The sequence below is a fragment of the Moorena producens PAL-8-15-08-1 genome (assembly GCF_001767235.1).
Classification (GTDB): domain Bacteria; phylum Cyanobacteriota; class Cyanobacteriia; order Cyanobacteriales; family Coleofasciculaceae; genus Moorena; species Moorena producens_A.
Map to the genome: position 1 here is coordinate 8,530,761 of NZ_CP017599.1, position 21,259 is coordinate 8,552,019.

The window sequence follows — 21,259 nt, forward strand, 5'->3', positions numbered from 1 at the left end:
TAGCGTAGCCCTTCGGGCTAATCGCTCTTAGCGGAAGAACAGCATCCTAGTAGCAAAAAGATGAGTGGATAAAGCTAAAGTTTCTAGCCATGTTTGCTAGAGATACGGTGCAAGGAGAAGATGGTAAACCGATGATAGAGTATGACTGTTGCTAGTTTTCTCTACCTGTCTAGGCGACAGTTCCTTAATACACTTCTTGATCACTATCATTTGGTGCTTGTCCACTGTAGTACTTTTGTCGAATGATTTTAGGCTCTGGTAAATCAAATATGTCAGATCGATTACCTTCAAGAGCAAGATTTCTGGCAGTAACGAGCATGGGGTCATTTCTATTAACCTGGAACTCTTCTACAGCTTTAGGTTCAAACTGTCCCAAAATCAATAGATAGTTTTTCTGTAATCTTTCTGGTGGTTTAGATCTAAGAGCAATCTTTACTGCTTCAATATGATCGTTTTGTTTAAAGTCATTATATTTGTGTCCTAGATATAACCAGGTTTCAGTTGCCATCAGCTTTTCGGCAATACTAACTGAACTCTCTAAACTAGTACCAAATTTAACAATCAATTCCCATTCTTTAGCATATATCTTTGGCAGGAAGCGCATTGCCCTGATTGTAACTGCTTTTAGATATTCAACAGGCTGTTCAATATTTTGATAATGTGTCAGTAAGCTTCTGATTTCAGCTAGATAGCCTTGCTTAGCTAGATTCTCCAGCACATTGAGAGGATTGCGAATAATCCAAAAAGCTTGGCGCAAAATCTCCATTAAGGTATTAAGTATATCCTCAAGTCCTAAAATAGAAAGCCTATAGAGGGCAAAACGAATATCTCTCTCCAATGTCCGTGTCTGATTTGGATGACTACCATTTAACTCGCACAGTTCTTGCCACCTATCCTCGAATAATTTTACTAGGTCTTTACGCAAATTATCTCTATTTGTACTCCAAACATTATTAGAAGTAATAAAAGAAGCAGACCACTGACGAATTGCGTTAAAAGATTCATCATCTGGCGGTTGTGTATACTTTAATTCTCCTTCTAATCCAAAAACGTCTTTCTGTTTGGCCAAGTCTCGCTCACGGCTTTTGTTATTATACAAATACTTATATATTTTGTGACTTAGATCTGTATCATTTATATAAATTTTGATCTCTCTTAGGCATTGTTGATAATGATGAATATGATGCCACCATAGTTCATCATTGTGAAAGTAACTCTTAAAAATATCGCGGTGTTCTGAATTCATTATCCACAGTGGGTTGACCACACAATCAAAGCGATCGCTCAATTCATCTAGACGTTGATCTTGATCAGATTGCTCTAAAAACGAAGAAACCTCGTATATTTTCTCTGTTTTGTTTTCGTTGAGATTTAGTCCTAGCTTTTGTAACTCATCTTTGACAGTATTTTCAATTATCTTCATATCTTCTGGGTTGGGAATGACGAAAATCATATCATCTACATAACGATGTAGTTCAACTCCCCATTCATTACCACTGCCAAATTTGGCATCTACTGAAGTTAAATAAATATTTGCATAAAAGCCCGATCCAATATTTCCCTGAGTAATCCCCTGACCTAATTGATGTTCATCAATAGTTTTAGAAAGTAATAACCTAATCAGCCAACGTACCCGTTCGCTTTCTGTTAATTCCCTATAAAGTTCATGACAAAGCTGCTCTTGAATAATTTTTGTATAAAATGATTCAATGTCTACTCTTAAAATTGCCCCATTAGGATAGTTGTTAGCACTATCACGTGCTTTTTTAAGGTAATCACGATAAGCTGTAAAATAATAGTCATAAAGATATTCTGTATTTTGTTGTTTACCAGAGATTCTGTAGGCGTAGCTACTACCTCTTAGTTGAGATGACTTGTCACCTAATTTCTGAATAATGGCGACGGATAAAATTTCTTCTTCAATTCGTGACAGTCCTCTTGGACGAGTCTTTTCCACATTCTTAGGAAATTTATAAGAGATGGTTTGATCTACTAATGCAACATCACTAGCATAAGCACATAATTGTTCTTGTAATTTGGCAATATTTGAATCTAAATTAGTTTCAAAAAGACGCAATTCAGTCTCATCATATAAAGACTCCGATAATAGATTGCGACGTGCCCTGGCCCAGGCTAAGTTGAGATTATCAAGACTTATAACTTCATTCCAATCTTTATCTTCTGCTCGATCGGCACTCGATATTGTCTGAAAATCAGCATAAAAATCCGTATGATATCTTTTATGATATCTTTTTCTCTCTCTATCTTTCCAATAGCAGTTTTCTGGATTTTCAAAATGAACAATATGATTATCTGAATGAATTTGCTCAATAGTATGTCGATTACCTACAATTTGATGTAGGTTTATCATCATTTCCTTAATTCTTTCAGCCAAAGTTACTTTACTATTTGTGCCCAATTTTACTTGGTATTCCATATTTTTAGTTCCAACAGTGACAAGGTGCATCACATCAATTGCCACAGTTTCTATCAATTGTTTGTAAGCCAGAGCTTCAGAAGTTCCAAGACCTAAGTTATCCTCTGTAGAGCCTCCGTCAATATCAATACATAAAGACCTTAGTTCATCATAATTTTCTTGATGAGTTCTGTAGGTTTGACTGAAGGGAGAAATAACATTTAGCTGCATTACTAAGACATTGGACAAACATGGTAGTTCAGATAATGAGCGTTCACTCCTTAAATATCTTTCTATTTCAGTTGTAGCATTAGGAAAACCATTAACTATATGTTTAAATTCTATGTTGACTAGATCAGAACAAGATGACTTTAGATTTTCCATCATCTTAATATAAAGACCAATAGCCCGGAAGCTTGGATCGATTCCAATAAAAAGGATATTTACTTCATTGGTGAGATCGCCTTTCTCCTTTAGTTTAATAACTGTTTCTAAAAATGCTGCGGAACCAGCACCAGCACCACAACCCACATCTAAGACACAGACTTTTTGTCTATGTCTTAGCCAAGTTATAATTTGTTCTGTTCCAATAATGGACTCTAATGTATGTGCTGCTTTGAAATAATGTGTATGAAAAAAAGCATAATATTGGGAAGCAATATCTATCCAATCAGTTTTTTTAAGGTTCTTTTTTATATCCTCGTAGTGTAAATCTTTGTAGCCATGAGCATCTTTAACAGTGACTTCTAGCCACTTATGTACAGCAGTGTAAGCATCGGCAACAATAGGATGAAAACGACGATATGTACGTGGTTGTTCAGTCACTGAATGCACTCCTTTGGGATTTGATTAATAAAGTTACTAATTTTTTTGGAAAAACCGCTGGCATCTTGGGAATAGGCTGATATAAATAACCTCTGTTTTCCCCTAGTCATAGCCACATAAAACAACCGCCTTTCTTCTTCAATATTATTATCACGAACACTAAAATAATTAGGGAATTCATCTTGAACAGCACCGGCAATGAAAATACTGTCAAACTCTAAACCTTTGGATTGATGAACTGTGAGAATTGGAACTTGATTATTGTCTTGAGAAACTCGATATAAGTTTTTAGCAAGAGCGGTAAATTCAAGAATGCTACGTAAAGCTGTGTCAGGGTGCAAATTTAGATCGTCCTGTGCTTGGAAAAACCGTAAAAGATTGTGGATATTTTGCAGGCGTTTCTTTTCAGATTTATAATAATTGTATAGTCCAGATTCTACCAATAATTTATCCAGCAAATCTGAAGGTCTTAATGATTGGCTAACATCGCGCCAGTGCTCTACCTGTTCAGCAAGTCCTTCAAATACCTCACCATAACGGTACACTAAAGCTTGACGATAATCTGCTCTTCGTTCCACCAAAGGTATGAGTAGCGCCAACAAATCAATGGTGGTTTCCACATCATCCATTGCCTTATGGCTAGGTAGGTGGGTAAGATTGAGATACTCTGCCAAAACTTCCAAACTGTAGCGTTCAGATTCAATGAAACGATTCGCTAGTTCTAGGGTGTCCTCCCATTGCAGCTTTTTTGGATAACTAACACCAGCTTTTTGAGCTTGAGCTGCCACCATCTTAATATCAAAGCCCACATTGTGTCCAACTAGCAGAGAATCCCGGATAAACTTGAAGAATTCACCAAATACATCCTTAGCATTTCTACCATTTTCTGCCAAGAAGCGATCGCTATGTCCGTGTATTCTTTCCGAGTCACCAACGCTGACGGTATTAGTAATGTAAGCGTGAAATCTAGCCTGTGGTTTCCCATCAACTAGACGAATTGCTGCAATTTCAACCACTTCATCTTGACTCACTGAAAACCCTGTTGTTTCCACGTCAAAAACTGTTACGACTCCAGATGAATAAGCGCTTAAAAGTTCACTAAAAGGATCTCCATCTGTAAATGTGCGGCTTGATACCATGTCAGTTAAACTAAAGCCACAATTTTTGCCTTGTTCAATTACAGCTTTAATCGTCCCATCACCAATTCCACGACTTGGACGTAGCAACATCCGACGCATTGCCCCTGCATCAAAAGGATTTATAATCAGACGTAGGTAAGCAAGAGCATCTTTGACTTCTTGTCGCATGAAAAATTGGAATCGCTCAACTGTAATACAAGGAATACCCATGCGTTCCAATATCTGACTGATAATCTCTGTGCGTTTATGGTTACGAGCAAGAACTGCTACTCGACTATAAAAAAAATCCTTTTGCTTACTTGCTAGTTGCTGGATTTGTTCACCAATCCACTCTGCCTCTGTCCACTCATTATTTGCTAAATGGACTTGAATCAACTCACCATCTTTACACTCAGGCGCTGGTGTAATGTTTGTTTGTCGATTTTCAAAGGAATCGGCAAATCCAGAAGCAGCATTAAGCAGGACTTTTGTTGCTCGATAGTTCCTGGTTAAAGAATAAGTTGTAGGATTGAAATCATGATAAAATTGTTTAACTACCTTCTCTGGTTCAGAGCCTCGCCATTCATAAATAGTCTGATCTAAATCTCCAATCATCCCTAAATTACCACTGTTGGCAGCCAAGTGCTTGACAATACCATACTCTGACAGATGGGTGTCTTGAACTTCGTCAACTTGAACAAAATCAAACTTATCTGCCCAACGTTGGCTAATCTCTGGTTCATGGTGTACCATGAGACGAACATAAAATATCAGATCCGCAAAGTCTAAGGCATGACGCTTTTGAAGGATAGTTTGATAGTGAGCAGCACGTTGAGCGTAGTTATTACCTAATGGGGCATATAGATTTTCAACCAGATTATCTAGAGATAATTCACAGTTTTCAGCTTGAATTTTGCACTTAACTAAGCTAGAAAACAACTCCTGGGCATCTCTATCTGTCAATACATGGAAAACTTCTTTAACCAATTCGATACAATCATTATCGTCATAAATCACGAAATCTGTTGGCAGTCCAATCTGACGAGCTTCCATCCGTAGTATGGAGGCACACAAACCATGAAAAGTCTTAATTGTTAGGTGTTGTAGTTGTTCTGGACAATACTGAGATAACCGCCCGCTCATTTCTTTGGCAGCTCGATTGGTAAAGGTCAGGCATAGAATTCGTTGAGGAGAGATACCCTGATTAATTGCACATAAAACCCGCTCGGCTAAAACACGAGTTTTGCCTGTACCAACCGGAGCAAGTACCAAAATTGCGCCTTCTACGTGGCTAGCGATCGCATTTTGTTCTCCGTTAAGCTCGTTGCTGAACATGAAGAGGTGTAACTAAATTTTCATTATAGGTAATTCTTTGGTGTTGCGTCAGTAGTGGAATGCTTAACCAGAAAGGTAAATTTGTTGGCGTTGCTGATTATGGGTATGGTTTTGCCCCCCTAGCCCCCCAATTTTGGGGGGAACAAAACTTTCAAAGTCCCCCAGAATTGGGGGATTTAGGGGGCTTTAACAAAACCAGATAATCGCGCATTCATTCCTTAATTCAGCAACGCCAATTTGTTTATACTTTAAAAATCACTAATCACTGCATCAATGCATCAATAAATATGACATGCACAGGCATTGGATGGTTTTATTTTTAGGAAACCATTCTTTGGATCAGCAACGCCGATTCTTTTTTTCAGGTGATGCTTCAACAATTACTCTCTTCTTACCCTCACAAACTGGCCTATTCTCTCAAGGCCATGAGGGCTACTTTTCTTATCCAGTCTGCTTTATGACTTACTTGTCGCCCCCGCAGGGAGCAGCAATAACAATACCTTTTACCAGGCTTTTGTGGAATATTTTGCTCACTGTCTTACTGCTGAAGCCTGGTGGGGTTTTCCTCTTATATCTTTTCTAGTTTATTGAGACGAGAAGTTGATGAGTTGCTATTTTACTTCTAGTTGAATACTTATAATTTTTGGTTGATTGTCAATTTTCCATTAACAATCAACCAAAGGCGATTAACCATCTTTTTTTATCAAAGATTACCGGGACTTTAAATCCTTAAAGTTTAACTTCAATATCAACTCCGGCAGGCAAATCCAATTTCATCAGAGCATCAATAGTCTTTGAAGAAGGCTGATAAATATCAATAATCCGTTGGTGGGTGCGTGTTTCAAAGTGTTCCCGAGAATCTTTATCAACGTGGGGCGATCGCAAAACACAGTAAATACGACGTCGAGTGGGTAAGGGAATTGGGCCAATAGCTGTAGCATTTGTGCGGTTTGCTGTATCTACAATCTTCTCACAGGAAGTGTCCAGCAAGCGTCGATCAAAGGCTTTTAGTCGAATCCGAATTTTCTGCTGTTGAATAGTTGCCATTTTTTTAATTTTCTAGGTTCTTTTCTTAGCTTAAATAAACATGAATAAAGAGCAGAGAAGCTAGAACTTCCCTGCTCCTACTCTATAGTAGAGTACTGCTATTCGAGAATCTTGCTGACCACACCTGAGCCGATGGTGCGACCACCTTCACGGATAGCAAAGCGCATACCTTGTTCAATCGCAATCGCGTTGATCAGGCTCACCGTCATTTTGATGCGATCGCCTGGCATCACCATCTCAGCTGTAGAGCCATCGTCAGCAGTAAAGGCATCAATAGTGCCAGTCACATCAGTGGTTCGTACATAGAACTGAGGGCGATAGCCAGAGAAGAAAGGAGTATGACGTCCACCTTCTTCTTTCTTCAGGACATATACCTCAGATTCAAACTTGGTGTGAGGGGTGATTGAACCGGGCTTGGCAAGTACCATACCCCGCTCAATGTTCTCTTTTTGGACACCCCGTAGCAGTAGCCCAACATTGTCTCCAGCCATCCCTTCGTCTAGGGTCTTCTGGAACATTTCCACACCAGTTACGGTGGTGTTACGGGTCTCTTTAAGCCCGATGATTTCTACCGTTTCACCAACTTTAACCTTACCCCGCTCGATTCGACCGGTGGCAACAGTTCCCCGACCAGTGATGGAGAAGACATCTTCCACTGCCATCAGGAATGGCTTATCCACATCCCGCTCTGGTGTGGGAATATATGAGTCTACATTCTCCATCAGTGCTAGCACCACATCAGTCCACTCATTGTCACCTTTGCCAATGCTTGGATTCTCGGTCAGGGCGTTTACAGCCATTAAAGCTGACCCAGCCACAATCGGGATATTGTCCCCGTCAAAGTCGTATTCGCTCAACAGTTCCCGAATTTCCAGTTCTACTAGCTCTAGGAGTTCTTCATCATCTACTTGGTCTTTCTTATTTAAGAAAACCACGATGTTAGGAACTCCCACCTGCCGAGCTAGGAGGATATGTTCTTTAGTTTGTGGCATGGCACCGTCAGCGGCAGAAACCACCAGAATTGCCCCATCCATTTGCGCCGCACCCGTGATCATGTTTTTCACATAGTCAGCGTGGCCTGGGCAATCCACGTGGGCATAATGGCGATTTTCGGTTTCGTACTCCACATGAGCAGTATTGATGGTAATCCCCCGTGCTTTTTCCTCAGGAGCTGCATCAATTTCCTCGTAGTTCCTCGCTTTTGCCTTCCCTTGAGCCGCCAATGTCATAGTAATAGCAGCAGTTAGGGTAGTCTTGCCGTGGTCTACGTGACCAATCGTGCCAATGTTGACGTGGGGTTTATTCCTTTCAAACTTTTCGCGTGCCATGAATTACATGTTCCTTTTTTTTGTTATGCGTTCCCTTGATTCTTAGCAATGATGGCTTCTGCCACATTGCGAGGTACTTCATCATAGGTTTTAAACTCCATAGAGAAAATACCCCGACCTTGGGTCTTAGACCGGATATCCGTAGCATAACCAAACATCTCTGCTAATGGAACTTTAGCAGTGACTTTGGCAATGCCGTCTTCAGAACCCATACCTTCAATCTGGCCACGGCGGGAGTTGAGGTCACCCATGACATCCCCAAGGAAGTCTTCCGGCACTTCCACCTCAACTTTCATCATAGGCTCTAGGAGTACTGGGGCAGCCTTCATCACAGCATTCCGCATGGCCATAGAACCAGCAATCTTAAATGCCATTTCTGAAGAGTCTACGTCGTGATAAGACCCATCTATTAGGGTAACTTTCACGTCGATCACTGGATACCCTGCTAGAATTCCCGATTCACAGGCTTCCTTCATCCCCTGTTCAGCAGGAGAGATGTACTCTCTCGGTACAGAACCACCTACGATCTTGGAGACGAATTCAAAACCACTACCAGTATCTCCTGGTTCCAATTCAACAATAACGTGACCGTACTGACCTTTACCGCCACTTTGACGGATAAATTTACCTTCCGCCTGGACTGATTTACGAATCGTCTCTCGATAGGCTACCTGGGGAGCGCCCACATTCGCTTCTACCTTAAACTCTCGCAGCATCCGGTCTACCAGGATTTCCAAGTGCAGCTCACCCATGCCCGCAATCACGGTTTGGTTGGTTTCTGGGTCAATGCTGACACGGAAGGTAGGGTCTTCTTCAGATAGGGCTTGGAGGGCTTTGGATAGCTTCTCCATATCCTGCTTGGTTTTTGGCTCTACTGCCACCGATATCACTGGTTCTGGAATAAAGAGGGATTCCAAAATAATGGGAGACTCTTCGTCACAAATAGTATCCCCAGTGATAGTATGTTTTAAGCCAACGGCAGCCCCCAAGTCTCCAGCCCGCAACTCCTCTACTTCAATGCGGTCATCAGCCTTCAAGACAATCAAGCGAGATATTCGTTCCTTCTTACCCTTAGTGGAATTGAGGATATAGCTCCCCTTCTTGAGTACCCCAGAGTATACCCGCAGGAAAGTTAGGCGACCATAGGGGTCTGCCATAATCTTGAATGCCAGAGCTGACATAGGAGCCTCGTCATCAGCCACCCGCTCGACGGTTTCACCCTTAGGCATAGTACCTTGAATGGGCGGAACATCAATCGGAGCTGGTAGGTAATCAATCACCGCATCCAACAGCAGCTGAACCCCTTTGTTCTTGAATGCAGAGCCACACAACATAGGAACGATTCTGCCCTCAATGGTTCCTTTGCGCAGGGCTTCACGAATTTCCTCTGCCGTGATTTCCTCTCCTTCAAGGTACTTCTCAATTAACGCCTCGTCAGTTTCTGCCACCGATTCCACTAGTTTGGCACGGTATTCTTCGGCTTGCTCTTTGACCTCTTCAGGAATTTCTGTATCTTCGATGTCAGTTCCCAAGTCATTGGTGTATATCTTGGCTCGCATCCTCACCAAGTCAACAATGCCTCTAAATTCGCTTTCACTACCAATAGGGATTTGGATGGGAACAGCATTGGAGCGCAATCGGTCACGAACTTGCTCATAGACCTTGAAGAAGTTTGCTCCTGTGCGGTCCATTTTATTAACAAACGCAATTCGAGGTACCTGATAGCGGTCTGCTTGCCGCCAGACGGTTTCAGACTGAGGCTGGACACCACCTACAGAGCAAAACACAGCAATCACACCATCCAATACCCGCATGGAGCGCTCAACTTCAATGGTGAAGTCAACGTGACCAGGAGTATCGATAATATTAATCCGATGCTCTCGCCAGTTGGTGCTAATCGCAGCAGCAGTGATCGTGATTCCCCGCTCCCGCTCTTGGTCCATCCAATCAGTTACAGCTGTACCTTCATGGACTTCACCAATTTTGTGAACAATTCCGGAATAAAACAGGATTCGTTCAGTTGTTGTTGTTTTGCCCGCATCAATATGAGCTGCAATGCCGATATTGCGTGTTTTCTCAAGCAGGATGGTGCGTGCCACGGTTACCTCCTTTGTCTGGTGCCACCATTTCCTCACCAGGTAGCTATCTATTTACAATTTTATACTTTTTTTAAGTTTTTTTAGGCATTTGTGGACATTATCCTATAGCTACCAGGTTCTTGTTCTAGGCTTTTTAGGATAACTTAGTACCGATAGTGGGCAAACGCTTTATTTGCCTCTGCCATTCTATGGGTTTCTTCACGCTTGCGAATGGCATTTCCCGTTTCATTGGCAGCATCCATTAGCTCATTAGCCAATTTGCTAGCCATGCTGCGACCGGAGCGAGTTCTGGAGAATTTAATCAGCCAGCGTAGGGCTAGAGTAGTCCCTCGCTCAGCCTTTACTTCCATCGGAACCTGATAGGTTGCCCCACCAACCCGGCGAGCCTTGACTTCTACTAGAGGCGTCAGGTTACGCACAGCTTTTTCAAAGGTTTCTATCGGATCAGATCCAGTTCTTTCTTCAATGATTTTCATTGCGTCATAGATAATTCGGTAGGCAAGGGATTTCTTGCCATGACGCATCAATCTACACCCCAACATACAAATCAGGCGACTGTTGTAAAGTGGGTCAGGGGGTATAGGACGCTTTTTAACAACTGAGCGACGAGACATAAGTAAGCTTAAGAAAAAATCAACAATACAGTTTACTATTAAAAATTACCCAAGGCAAATAACTACACTCCTGTGATTAACCCTAGTGTGATTAACCCTGGTGTGATTAACCCTGGTGATACAGTTAGCTTTTGACACTCCCGTCGCTAAATCGAACGCGCCCCGCGTCGGGCAAAGCCCGTAGATTATAGCGTTCGCTTAGCGGCTCCTAGGTCGCTGGGATTCTTAAGAATTTTACACTCTTAATGGCTGAGCCAAACAGCCTCTAAACCCTCCAATAAAATTATTGGGCTTACTTTTTAGATTTTTGGTTTATGCTTGATTCAGAGGCTTTTCAGCTTGCGCACAAACCGCTACTCTTTCGAGCACATTAATTATTAACAATGCTCAGATTATCAAGGAAGGGCAACAGTTCTAGTCTCCAATTCCCAAGGGTCAGAAGTTACCGCAAAAATAAGGCAGCCTTTATGGTTGGTCGGTTATGGGTAAAAGGGTTAAAACTCTATGATTAAGGCTGCCTTATTTTAAGGTTTCGTCTCCGGGATGTGTGGGTCACCTGCGGGATCACTTTATACGCCCGGTCTTCCGCGCTTGTCTAAGGGCTATAACCGAAGTCCCCTTGGGGTTTAGATGGGCGTGGGTGAAAACACAGCAACTCTACTGCTGAAAGTCTCTTACTGTAGAAGAGGGGTCAATTCTCGTAAGTTTACTTAGGGCGCTTTGTCCCATACTTAGAACGACCTTGACGCCGATCCTTAACTCCCGCCGTATCAAGGGTACCCCGAATAATGTGATATCGCACTCCAGGTAAGTCCTTCACACGACCGCCTCTGATCATCACGACGGAGTGTTCTTGTAGGTTATGACCAATACCGGGAATATAGGCTGTTACTTCAAATCCTGAAGTCAGACGAACCCTTGCCACCTTTCGTAAGGCTGAGTTGGGTTTTTTGGGTGTAGTTGTGAACACCCTAGTACAAACACCACGGCGCTGGGGACATTGTTTCAGCGCTGGGGACTTAGTTTTCTTCTTAGCTTTGAAGCGCTCGTTACTAATGAGCTGCTGGATGGTGGGCATGGGTTACGGCTTAATAAACATTGGTTGATTTAGCTTAATCAACTACAAACAAACCAATGCTAATTATACCAATATTAACACTCTGGTGTCAATCTGGAGCCTTGGATGGGTCTATACGAAAGGAATTACCGCAGCCGCAGCTTTCTGAGGCGTTAGGGTTATGGAAGCGAAACCCTCCTCCCATCAGGTCTTCTGAGTAATCTAGAGTTAAGCCATTGATAGTTTTTAGGCTTTCCGGGTCTACTACGACACTGATGCCATCACAGTCATAGACCTGATCCTCAGAATTGATCACTTGCTCAAAGTCAATAGTGTAGTAAAAATCAGCACACCCACCCTCGCGGACACCTAGACGTAATTTGGCATCTGGCTTTTGACGCTTGGACTGTACACGTCTAATCTCACTCGCAGCAGCTTTACTCAGTTTAATCATTAACGATACTAACTATACGCAACAACTAGCACCAGCTAATGTTACCTCAAAAAGGAATAGTCATTAATCATTAGTCATTTAATTTGCCACTGCCAAAAGGCTTTTTTGGGCATCCTAAAGACTTACAACTAATGACTAATGACTACTAACTAAATACTTAAAACTAATGACCCCTTTGGGGAATTCAAAATTCAAAATTCAAAATTCACGCATCAACAAGTTTATAAGAAATTTTGAATTAATTAATTCCGGGTACAAGCCCCCACTGATTTTTTCAGTGGTCTTCAATCATTGGCGGGTACAAGTCCCCACTGATTGTCAGTTTGAATTAATAATTTTTAATTTTGAATTGGAGCGTAGCGACTTGACTCAATCTATTTGCCTTCTGGTTTGCTGCGGGCATAATCATCTTCAAAGCGAATAATGTCATCTTCTCCGAGGTATTCTCCATTCTGGACTTCAATTAAAACTAGGGGAATAACACCAGGATTCTCTAGTCGATGAGCATAGCCTTGAGGAACATAGGTTGATTGATTTTGATGAACAATTTCTTCTTTATCGCCACAAATAACTTTAGCTGTACCACTGACAACAATCCAGTGTTCGCTCCTATGGTAGTGCATCTGCAAACTTAAGCGATGACCCGGCTTGACTTCAATGCGCTTGATTTTGTATCCCCGTCCTTCTTCTAAGACAGTGAAAGACCCCCAAGGTCGTAGTTCGGTAGCGGCAACGCCTTCAGCTACTCGGGATGACTGTAGGGTAATGGCCGAAACTTGAGAAATTTCTTTTGACTGAACCATGGTTTTGTTCCTGAAAACGTCTAGCTAAGTGATTGTGGGAAAGTTTACTAATTGGTTACTACTTCTAGGTTAGACAAAATGAAAGAGAATTGACTATCGCAAAATCTAGCAAACTATAACTAAATTTTTCAGGCCAAATTAGTGGATTACCTGAATTTATATAAAGTCTTTACATTAGAAATAGTTATCTTGACCTAAGTTGAAGCTGAATAAACCTATAGTTAAGGGATTCGTGATTTCCAAAAATCTTAATAAATCTGATAACTTCATAATTACTTCATACTTAATACTTAAGACTTAATACTTCTTAAAGTATTAGGGAACAGGTGTAAAAAAGATGCCGAGACCATTGTTAACTGGTGCTGCTGTATAGGGAGACCGATCTAGGAGTTGACCACCTAGATAAAGTCCAGTTGAGCTACCCCCGTCAAGATTGAGGGCATTAATGGCTCCCAATTTCTGCATCAACTGAGCTGTTTCCCTTAATGTTGGGCCATGTCGAGTATGACTATGGTGAAAAGCAGCAATAATCAATGTGCCATTAGCTGTGCTTCCGATAGCACTGCGTGGAGCAGACTGCTGAATAAAGGCATCACTAAATTGTTCCGATTTGCCATCTAAAACAATTTTTTGATCTTGTAGTAGCAGTGGTCCACCACCAAGAATATGGGGGTAGCCATTGAAGTCAGCGGGAAACGTACTCCCCTCAATTCGCACTTGGGTACCAATACTCAGATCATTAACAGCTGTGCTGTTGGCTCTAAGGGTAACTAGATAACCATTGGGGGGGATACGAAAGGCTTGCTGACCCGCAATTCCTCCAGGCAAGAGATCGGTGACCAAGTTGTTCTGGACAACTACGATGATTTCATGATCAATTAAGGGAGTGTAGGTTGGTCCAAAGGCGCGAGTGTAGCGGGCAATGCCAGCTTTGACATAACCACTGTTGACGAATAGTACTGGCAAACGTTTCCGGTTTGAGGTAACTAAGGTTTCGCTGAGGCTGAGTCGTCCTAGTTTAACGTGACCGCGATCATTCCAAGCGATCGCTCCCCGGTTCAAAATTGGACCGGATAACCATCGACTGTCACGGCGAATTGCTCCTAAGGGCAATTGGTTGTTACGGTTGAAAAAACCAGCATTAATTGCAGCAGATGCTTGCCACCACTGAGCAGCTTTAATTAGTGGAGCTGTTCCCACTTGCGTCGTAGCATTACTGCCAATCGGTCTGAGGCGCAAGTGGTTAGATTTGGGGTCAACCTCCAGCCACACCACTGGGAAACTAGTATCTTTGAGACTAATCAACTGCTGACGCCACTGGATGCCAGGTGCCCAGAGAATATCTTTCTTGACCATGGCATCGGGTCGCAAATCAATCACCAATCGAAACGGGTTAGGCAAGGTGAAAACTCGCAGACGTTTACCTTTGGGGAAATCAATCCGCAGCCTAGTTTGGTTCTGATGGCTTTCTAAGCGGATCACTGGTTTATCCATAGGAGCCCCCACGGAAATGGGAGCTACATCTTCAAGCTCTTGGAGCTTGGCAGCCTCTAGAGCATTAAAACCCTTGACTAGTGACGGGTCGGCTGAGGCAGCTACTGTAATTACAGCTTCAGTGGGTCGCTCATTGACTTGCCAGAAGGTTGCGCGGTCTAAATCAAGAACAATACGATTACCCCAAGGCTGACGTCCCTGGCGGATAGTCTTCACCCTGGCTGGCATGGAAGAGATATAGAGCTTATCCCCCTGAACTTGCAACTGCCAACCTGCTGTTTTGGCAAAATCGGTAATATCTAGATATCGATAAGCACCACTAACTTGGCTGGGGAAAACTACTGATGTACTCCGGGGTTTAGAAAACCACCGGATCGGTTGCTTGGTATAATCTTTACTGTTGAGCATTTCTATGCCCAAGGTTTGCATCGCTCCTACATCACTGATGCCAGTGCGCACTGAGGTTCCCACCAGCCATTGCTGCCAAGGTAACTTGATCTGTTGACCATTTAAATACACTTGAACCCCTTGTCGGATCACCTGGGGGGGGACAGAGAAAAACTCCACCTCTAAGGTGTTATCTGCTATGGGGGGTAGCTCTTCCAATAGTTTCTTGCCCTTTAAAACTAGGATGTTCTCCTGGGTTGTTTGGGATAAACCTTGAACTAGGACAGGGGTATCTTCAGCTGCTGGGGGCAACTTGTTCAATAACTCTTTAAAGCTATTTAAGATTAGGGGTTCAATTGCTCCAACTCGCCTATTTGCCGTAGCTACGGATACTGGGAATAGAATTACGAGCAAGAGGGTAATGGCTAGCTTGGAGATATCAGTCCACACTTTTGTAGTATCAATTCTGGTCTTTGGTGTTACTCTAGTCGCCATCAAAGGGTTCCATTGAGCATTGATTGCTGGTAGTCGCCTGTTTCTTCAAAGGACTGATTTGGCTGAAAGCTATCCTTTAATAACCTAAATCAGTCAAGACAAACTATAGAGAGAGAAGGTCTAATTTCACATACTCTTCAACTAAGTTCTAGGTATTTAGGCTCTAGGCATTTAGGCTAAGGGGGTTCTAAAAAAGTATGAAGCGCTCCGGGTCAAGCACGGAGGCTCTCAACTCCCCCTGTTCGTTGGACCTAAGACCATGAGCCTAATACCTAGGCATTTAGAGAGGAGATGCCACCTGGTCTAAACTAATACTGTGATGAAGGCTAGTGTGACAAGATCAAGTCCTGTCAGTACAAAAGAGTTCTTAAGAAAGCTATTTTGAGTTTCGCTCAATGGTATTGATCACTGCTACGGTAAATCCACCAATTTCTTCGAGAGTAAAATTTTCAGTAGGTTTATGGAGAAATTAGGTATTGCTATCGCTAACCTATTTCTTATATCATGACTATCCACCTATATATGTAAGTTTCTAGGATTTATGCCAGCGTCATGGAACCCTGGTCACTTTGGTCATCAGCTAGGTGGTTAGTTGCATACCATTGTTGAAGCACGCTTACGTGTTGCTACTGGTAAAACCTGTAATGGTTAACTACATCCGTTGCTCTGTGTCGGAGGATGTAGCTTTTTTGTCAGCAGCTGACCAGATTTCATTGGATACTCAGGATAGGAGTTTATCAGGGAAAAAAGCTTGATAGATTGTTTCACCCAGGGAATCGGGATTAGACCCAACCAACTTCTGGCTCACCATTGATGGTAAATCATTGTTGATTTTTCCAGCCTATTACCAGTCTATAGGTCACTGCTACTAGGTTAATAGTCCTCAATCTGTAATGAAAGCATCACTAAACACTGTGAATAATAATTGGATGAATAATATCGATAACCAGAAAAACCAGGAAGATCTACAACAGTATCACAAAAGGATACCCTATCCAGGTCAACGTTGGTTGGTGGAGGAACGAGATGCCTGTGGGGTTGGCTTTATTGCGTCTGGGCAGGGTATCGCTACCCATAAATTGATTGAACAAGCTCTAGTGGCACTGGGTTGTCTAGAACACCGGGGGGGGTGTAGTGCTGACCAAGATTCAGGGGATGGTGCAGGCTTATTGACTGCTATTCCCTGGAAACTGTTGGAAAAATGGTTGACCGAACAAGGAATTGACCAGCCTCCTACGGAGCAGTTGGGAGTTGGGATGGTATTCTTGCCTCAGGATGAGACGTTGGTGAGGCAAGGTAAGTCAATTGTTGAGGAAGTCCTTGCTCAAGAAGGCTTAAAGGTATTAGGCTGGCGTGTGGTACCAGTACGTTCCGAGATCCTGGGTATCCAAGCGAAAGCCAATCAACCCCATATGGAACAGTTGATCGTAGCCTCTGAAGGGGAGATAGGAGATGAACTGGAGCGTTTGCTGTTTAAAACTCGCTGTCGCATTGCTAAGGCACTAAAATCTCAGAGTACTATCCGAGTACCTGAGGATTGGTATTTTTGCTCCTTTTCCAGTCGCACGATTGTCTACAAAGGCATGGTGCGCTCAGAGGTACTTGGAGAGTTTTATTTAGACTTAAAAAATCCTGATTACCAGAGTGGGTTTGCTGTCTATCATCGACGCTTTAGCACCAATACTATGCCCAAGTGGCCCCTTGCTCAACCGATGCGCTTGTTGGGACATAATGGTGAGATTAACACTCTGTTGGGCAATGTCAACTGGATGATCGCCAGAGAGGCTGACTTGGCTCATCCGGTTTGGGAAAAAGGGTTGAAGGTTGAAGGTTCTCAAACCAACCTTAAACCAAATAACTCCTTAGATGAGATCAAGCCTATTATAAATCCAGAAAACAGTGACTCAGCCATCCTAGATAATGTATTTGAATTACTGGTGCAATCTGGACGCAGTCCTCTGACCGGATTAATGATCATGGTGCCGGAGGCTTACCAAAATCAGCCGGATTTGGATAACTATCCGGAAATTGTTGATTTTTATGAATACTACAGTGGAATTCAGGAAGCTTGGGATGGTCCAGCGCTATTAGTATTCAGTGATGGGAAAACAGTGGGAGCCAGCCTAGACCGAAATGGATTACGACCGGCTCGTTATAGCATTACCCGGGATGGCTATGTGGTGGTGGCATCAGAAGTGGGGGTAGTGGACTTGCCAGAATCCGAGATTGTGGAAAAGGGCAGACTCGGACCAGGGCAAATGATTGCTGTTGACCTGGAAAGCAACGAAATTATAAAAAACTGGGACATCAAGCAACGGGTGGCAGCTCAGCAACCCTATGGTCAATGGCTGAAGCAGTACCGTGTAAAATTGGAACCCCAACCCTTTACTGAGGCTCCTGAACAAGAGGCGGCTGAGTTACTGGGTCAGCAGACCGCTTTTGGCTACACTGCTGAGGATGTGGAGATGATCATCCAGCCGATGAGCACCCAAGGGAAAGAACCTACTTTCTGTATGGGAGATGATATTCCCTTGGCGGTACTCTCCAATAAGCCTCGGCTTCTCTATGACTATTTCAAACAACGGTTTGCCCAGGTCACTAACCCACCCATTGACCCTCTACGGGAAAGTTTGGTGATGTCGTTGAGTATAGAGCTGGGTGAGCGAGGGAATATATTAGAAGCTAAGCCGGAGTACGCCCAGTTGTTAAAGCTGGAAACCCCAGTACTCAATGAGGCGGAGTTGGCAGCGGTGAAAGCCTCAGGGTTTGAGACAGCTGAACTGTCTACTTTATTTGAAATTGCCACTGGTCCGGGGGGGCTAGAAGTAGCGGTGAATCATCTGTGTGACCAAGCCGCTGAGTCGGTAAGGGCTGGCAAAACGATTCTGATTTTGAGTGATAAAACTGCTGGAGGGCTTTCTGAAAACTACTCCTATATTCCACCGATGTTGGCTATAGGTGCGGTTCACCACCACCTGATCTCTCAAGGATTAAGGATGAAGGCATCGATTATTGTGGAAACGGCTCAATGTTGGAGTACTCATCACTATGCTTGCTTAATCGGTTATGGTGCATCAGCAGTTTGTCCGTATTTGACTTGGGAATCGGTGCGGAATTGGTGGGCTAATCCTAAAACTCAAAAATTGATGGCCCAGGGGAAACTGGAAAGCCTAACCATAGACCAAGCTCAGAAAAATTATCGCAAGGCGGTAGAAGCAGGTTTATTGAAAATCCTATCTAAGATGGGAATTTCCCTATTATCGTCTTACCATGGCGCTCAGATTTTTGAAGGAATTGGCATTGGTGGGGATTTATTGGCACTAGCGTTTAAGGGAACTACATCCCGGCTGGGAGGTTTGAGTATTGCTGATTTAGCTCAGGAAGTGATGGAGTTTCACAAACGGGCTTTCCCCCTGAGTGCTAAGAAACTGGAAAACTTTGGCTTTATCAATTACCGTCCTCGGGGCGAGTATCACATGAACAGCCCTGCAATGGCTAAAGCCCTACACAAGGCGGTTTCCTCTTTCGTCCGTGACCAATCCTCTAACAATGGTAACGGTAAAAATCACAAAGAGTTGGACGTTAGCAAGTTGGAGGTTAAACCTTCAAGCCTTGACGCTAACAAAGAAGCTTACGACCACTACGATGTCTATCGCAAACTGTTGGAAGAGCGTCCAGCAACTGCACTACGAGATTTGTTGGACTTTAACAGCGACCAAGCTACGATTGAGATCGAGGAAGTAGAACCTGTTGAGGAAATTGTCAAGCGCTTTTGTACCGGCGCGATGTCCCTAGGCTCTCTATCCCGAGAAGCTCACGAAACTCTAGCTATTGCGATGAACCGGATTGGCGGTAAATCCAACAGTGGTGAAGGGGGAGAAGACCCAGTGCGCTTCAGCATTCTGAATGATGTGGATCAGACTGGTCATTCTCAGACTCTACCTCACTTAAAGGGATTACGTAATGGGGATGTTGCTTCTTCTGCGGTTAAACAAGTAGCATCTGGTCGTTTTGGAGTAACCCCAGAGTACCTGATGAGTGGGAAGCAGTTAGAAATTAAGATTGCTCAAGGTGCTAAGCCAGGGGAAGGGGGTCAGTTACCAGGTAAAAAGGTCAGTCCCTACATTGCTAAGCTGCGGCGTTCCAAGCCAGGGGTAACTCTAATTTCCCCACCACCCCATCATGATATCTATTCAATTGAAGACCTAGCTCAGCTGATTTTTGATTTGCATCAGATTAACCCTCAAGCTAAGGTATCTGTAAAGTTGGTGGCAGAAATTGGCATTGGAACTGTTGCGGCTGGGGTAGCTAAAGCGAATGCGGATGTAATCCAAATTTCTGGTCATGATGGGGGTACTGGAGCATCTCCCCTGAGTTCGATTAAGCACGCTGGAGTGCCTTGGGAACTGGGAATCACTGAAGTACATCGGATCTTGATGGAAAACCAACTACGCGATCGCGTTTTGTTGCGGGTAGATGGTGGCTTAAAAACTGGTTGGGACGTACTGATGGCTGCCTTGATGGGAGGAGAAGAGTACGGTTTCGGTTCGGTATCGATGATTGCTGAAGGTTGCATTATGGCACGGATTTGCCATACCAATCAATGTCCCGTAGGGGTTGCTACTCAGCAAGAACGCCTGCGCCAGCGCTTTACTGGGGTTCCAGGCCACGTGGTCAACTTCTTCTACTTTGTGGCTGAGGAAGTGCGATCGCTTCTTGCCAAACTAGGTTACCGTTCCTTAAAGGATATCATTGGTCGGGCTGATCTACTCAAAGTTCGGGAGGGCCTTGAGTTGACTAAGACATCTATGTTGAATCTAGATTGTCTGACTCAGCTGCCTGATACTCGCACAGACCGCAGTTGGCTCAACCATAAGGATGTCCACAGCAATGGACCAGTCCTAGATGATCAACTGCTGGCTGACGCTGACCTGACGAATGCGATTCAAAACCATGGGTCTGTGACTAAAGATGTTGAGATTGTAAACACTGACCGTACTGTAGGGGCTCGAATTGCTGGGGTAATTGCCAAGCAGTATGGTAACAGTGGTTTCGATGGACACATTACTCTCAACTTCAAGGGAGCTGCGGGTCAAAGCTTTGGTGCCTTTAACCTCCCAAGTATGACCCTGATTTTAACTGGTGAAGCGAATGACTATGTAGGCAAAGGGATGCATGGTGGTGAAATTATTATCAAACCACCAGCTGATGCCACCTACGACCCGGCTAACAATGCGATTGTAGGTAACACCTGCCTCTACGGTGCCACTGGTGGAACATTATTTGCCCATGGCGGTGCTGGTGAGCGGTTTGGTGTGCGCAACTCTAAAGGCTATGCTGTGATTGAGGCAGCTGGTGATCACTGCTGTGAATACATGACCGGTGGTGTAATTGTAGTCTTAGGGAAAGTGGGACGCAATGTCGGTGCTGGTATGACTGGTGGTTTAGCCTACTTCCTAGATGAAGAGGAGAGTTTTCCCGCCAAAGTGAACCAGGATGTCAAGATTCAACGGGTGATTTCAGCGGCTGGAGAGCAGCAGTTGAAAGGCTTAATTCAAGACCATGCCACTCGGACTGCTAGCCCGAAAGCTCACATGATTCTGGACAACTGGTCTGAATATCTGCCCAAATTCTGGCAAGTGGTACCACCTTCTGAGGTGGATACTCCTCAAGCCAATCCTGATGTGGCAGAGGAACGGGAGTTAGTTTCTTCCACAGTAGCCTAAAGCAGTTGAAGCTTAAAGGTTCCAGGTTGGCTTGGGTTAGAAGTTGCAGGTTAGAAGGTTA

General features: G+C 43.6%; 11 protein-coding genes. 1 reads left to right on the forward strand and 10 read right to left on the reverse strand.

Annotation, left to right across the window (positions count from 1 at the left end):
• Positions 1–184 precede the first annotated feature (184 nt).
• The 10 genes from BJP34_RS31265 to BJP34_RS31310 form a co-directional block, all read right to left on the reverse strand.
• Positions 185–3,241: an RNA-directed DNA polymerase gene (locus BJP34_RS31265; RefSeq protein ID WP_070395707.1), complete on the reverse strand. Its 3,057-nt coding sequence runs from the start codon at positions 3,239–3,241 to the stop codon at positions 185–187.
• The gene (locus BJP34_RS31270; RefSeq protein WP_070395708.1) at positions 3,238–5,694 is read right to left on the reverse strand and encodes a 3'-5' exonuclease; all 2,457 of its coding nucleotides are present in this window, start codon (positions 5,692–5,694) and stop codon (positions 3,238–3,240) included. Before BJP34_RS31270 ends, BJP34_RS31265 begins: the two co-directional genes overlap by 4 nt.
• Before the next feature lie 729 nt (positions 5,695–6,423).
• Entirely contained in the window at positions 6,424–6,732 is a 309-nt protein-coding gene (gene rpsJ / locus BJP34_RS31275; protein ID WP_198954346.1) for a 30S ribosomal protein S10, read from the reverse strand.
• A 107-nt stretch (positions 6,733–6,839) separates the two neighbouring features.
• Positions 6,840–8,069 (reverse strand): elongation factor Tu, encoded by a 1,230-nt coding sequence (gene tuf / locus BJP34_RS31280; protein WP_070395709.1) that lies wholly within the window; start codon positions 8,067–8,069, stop codon positions 6,840–6,842.
• Positions 8,070–8,092: 23 nt separating this feature from the next.
• Positions 8,093–10,168, reverse strand: coding sequence for an elongation factor G (gene fusA, locus BJP34_RS31285; protein WP_070395710.1), 2,076 nt, complete (start codon positions 10,166–10,168; stop codon positions 8,093–8,095).
• A 143-nt stretch (positions 10,169–10,311) separates the two neighbouring features.
• The gene (rpsG, locus tag BJP34_RS31290) at positions 10,312–10,782 is read right to left on the reverse strand and encodes a 30S ribosomal protein S7 (protein WP_070395711.1); all 471 of its coding nucleotides are present in this window, start codon (positions 10,780–10,782) and stop codon (positions 10,312–10,314) included.
• Positions 10,783–11,488: 706 nt separating this feature from the next.
• Entirely contained in the window at positions 11,489–11,860 is a 372-nt protein-coding gene (gene rpsL, locus BJP34_RS31295; RefSeq protein ID WP_008179640.1) for a 30S ribosomal protein S12, read from the reverse strand.
• Between the two features lie 88 nt (positions 11,861–11,948).
• Positions 11,949–12,293 (reverse strand): HesB/IscA family protein, encoded by a 345-nt coding sequence (locus tag BJP34_RS31300; RefSeq protein WP_070395712.1) that lies wholly within the window; start codon positions 12,291–12,293, stop codon positions 11,949–11,951.
• A gap of 374 nt (positions 12,294–12,667) precedes the next feature.
• The gene (locus tag BJP34_RS31305) at positions 12,668–13,096 is read right to left on the reverse strand and encodes a cupin domain-containing protein (RefSeq protein WP_070395713.1); all 429 of its coding nucleotides are present in this window, start codon (positions 13,094–13,096) and stop codon (positions 12,668–12,670) included.
• Between the two features lie 315 nt (positions 13,097–13,411).
• Positions 13,412–15,472, reverse strand: a complete 2,061-nt coding sequence (locus BJP34_RS31310; protein ID WP_070395714.1) for a phosphodiester glycosidase family protein — start codon at positions 15,470–15,472, stop codon at positions 13,412–13,414.
• 929 nt (positions 15,473–16,401) lie between these two features.
• On the opposite strand from BJP34_RS31310, the gene BJP34_RS31315 reads away from it, so the two are divergent.
• On the forward strand, positions 16,402–21,198 hold the full coding sequence (locus BJP34_RS31315) for a glutamate synthase-related protein (RefSeq protein ID WP_070396977.1): 4,797 nt from the start codon (positions 16,402–16,404) through the stop codon (positions 21,196–21,198).
• The last annotated feature ends 61 nt before the right edge of the window (positions 21,199–21,259 follow it).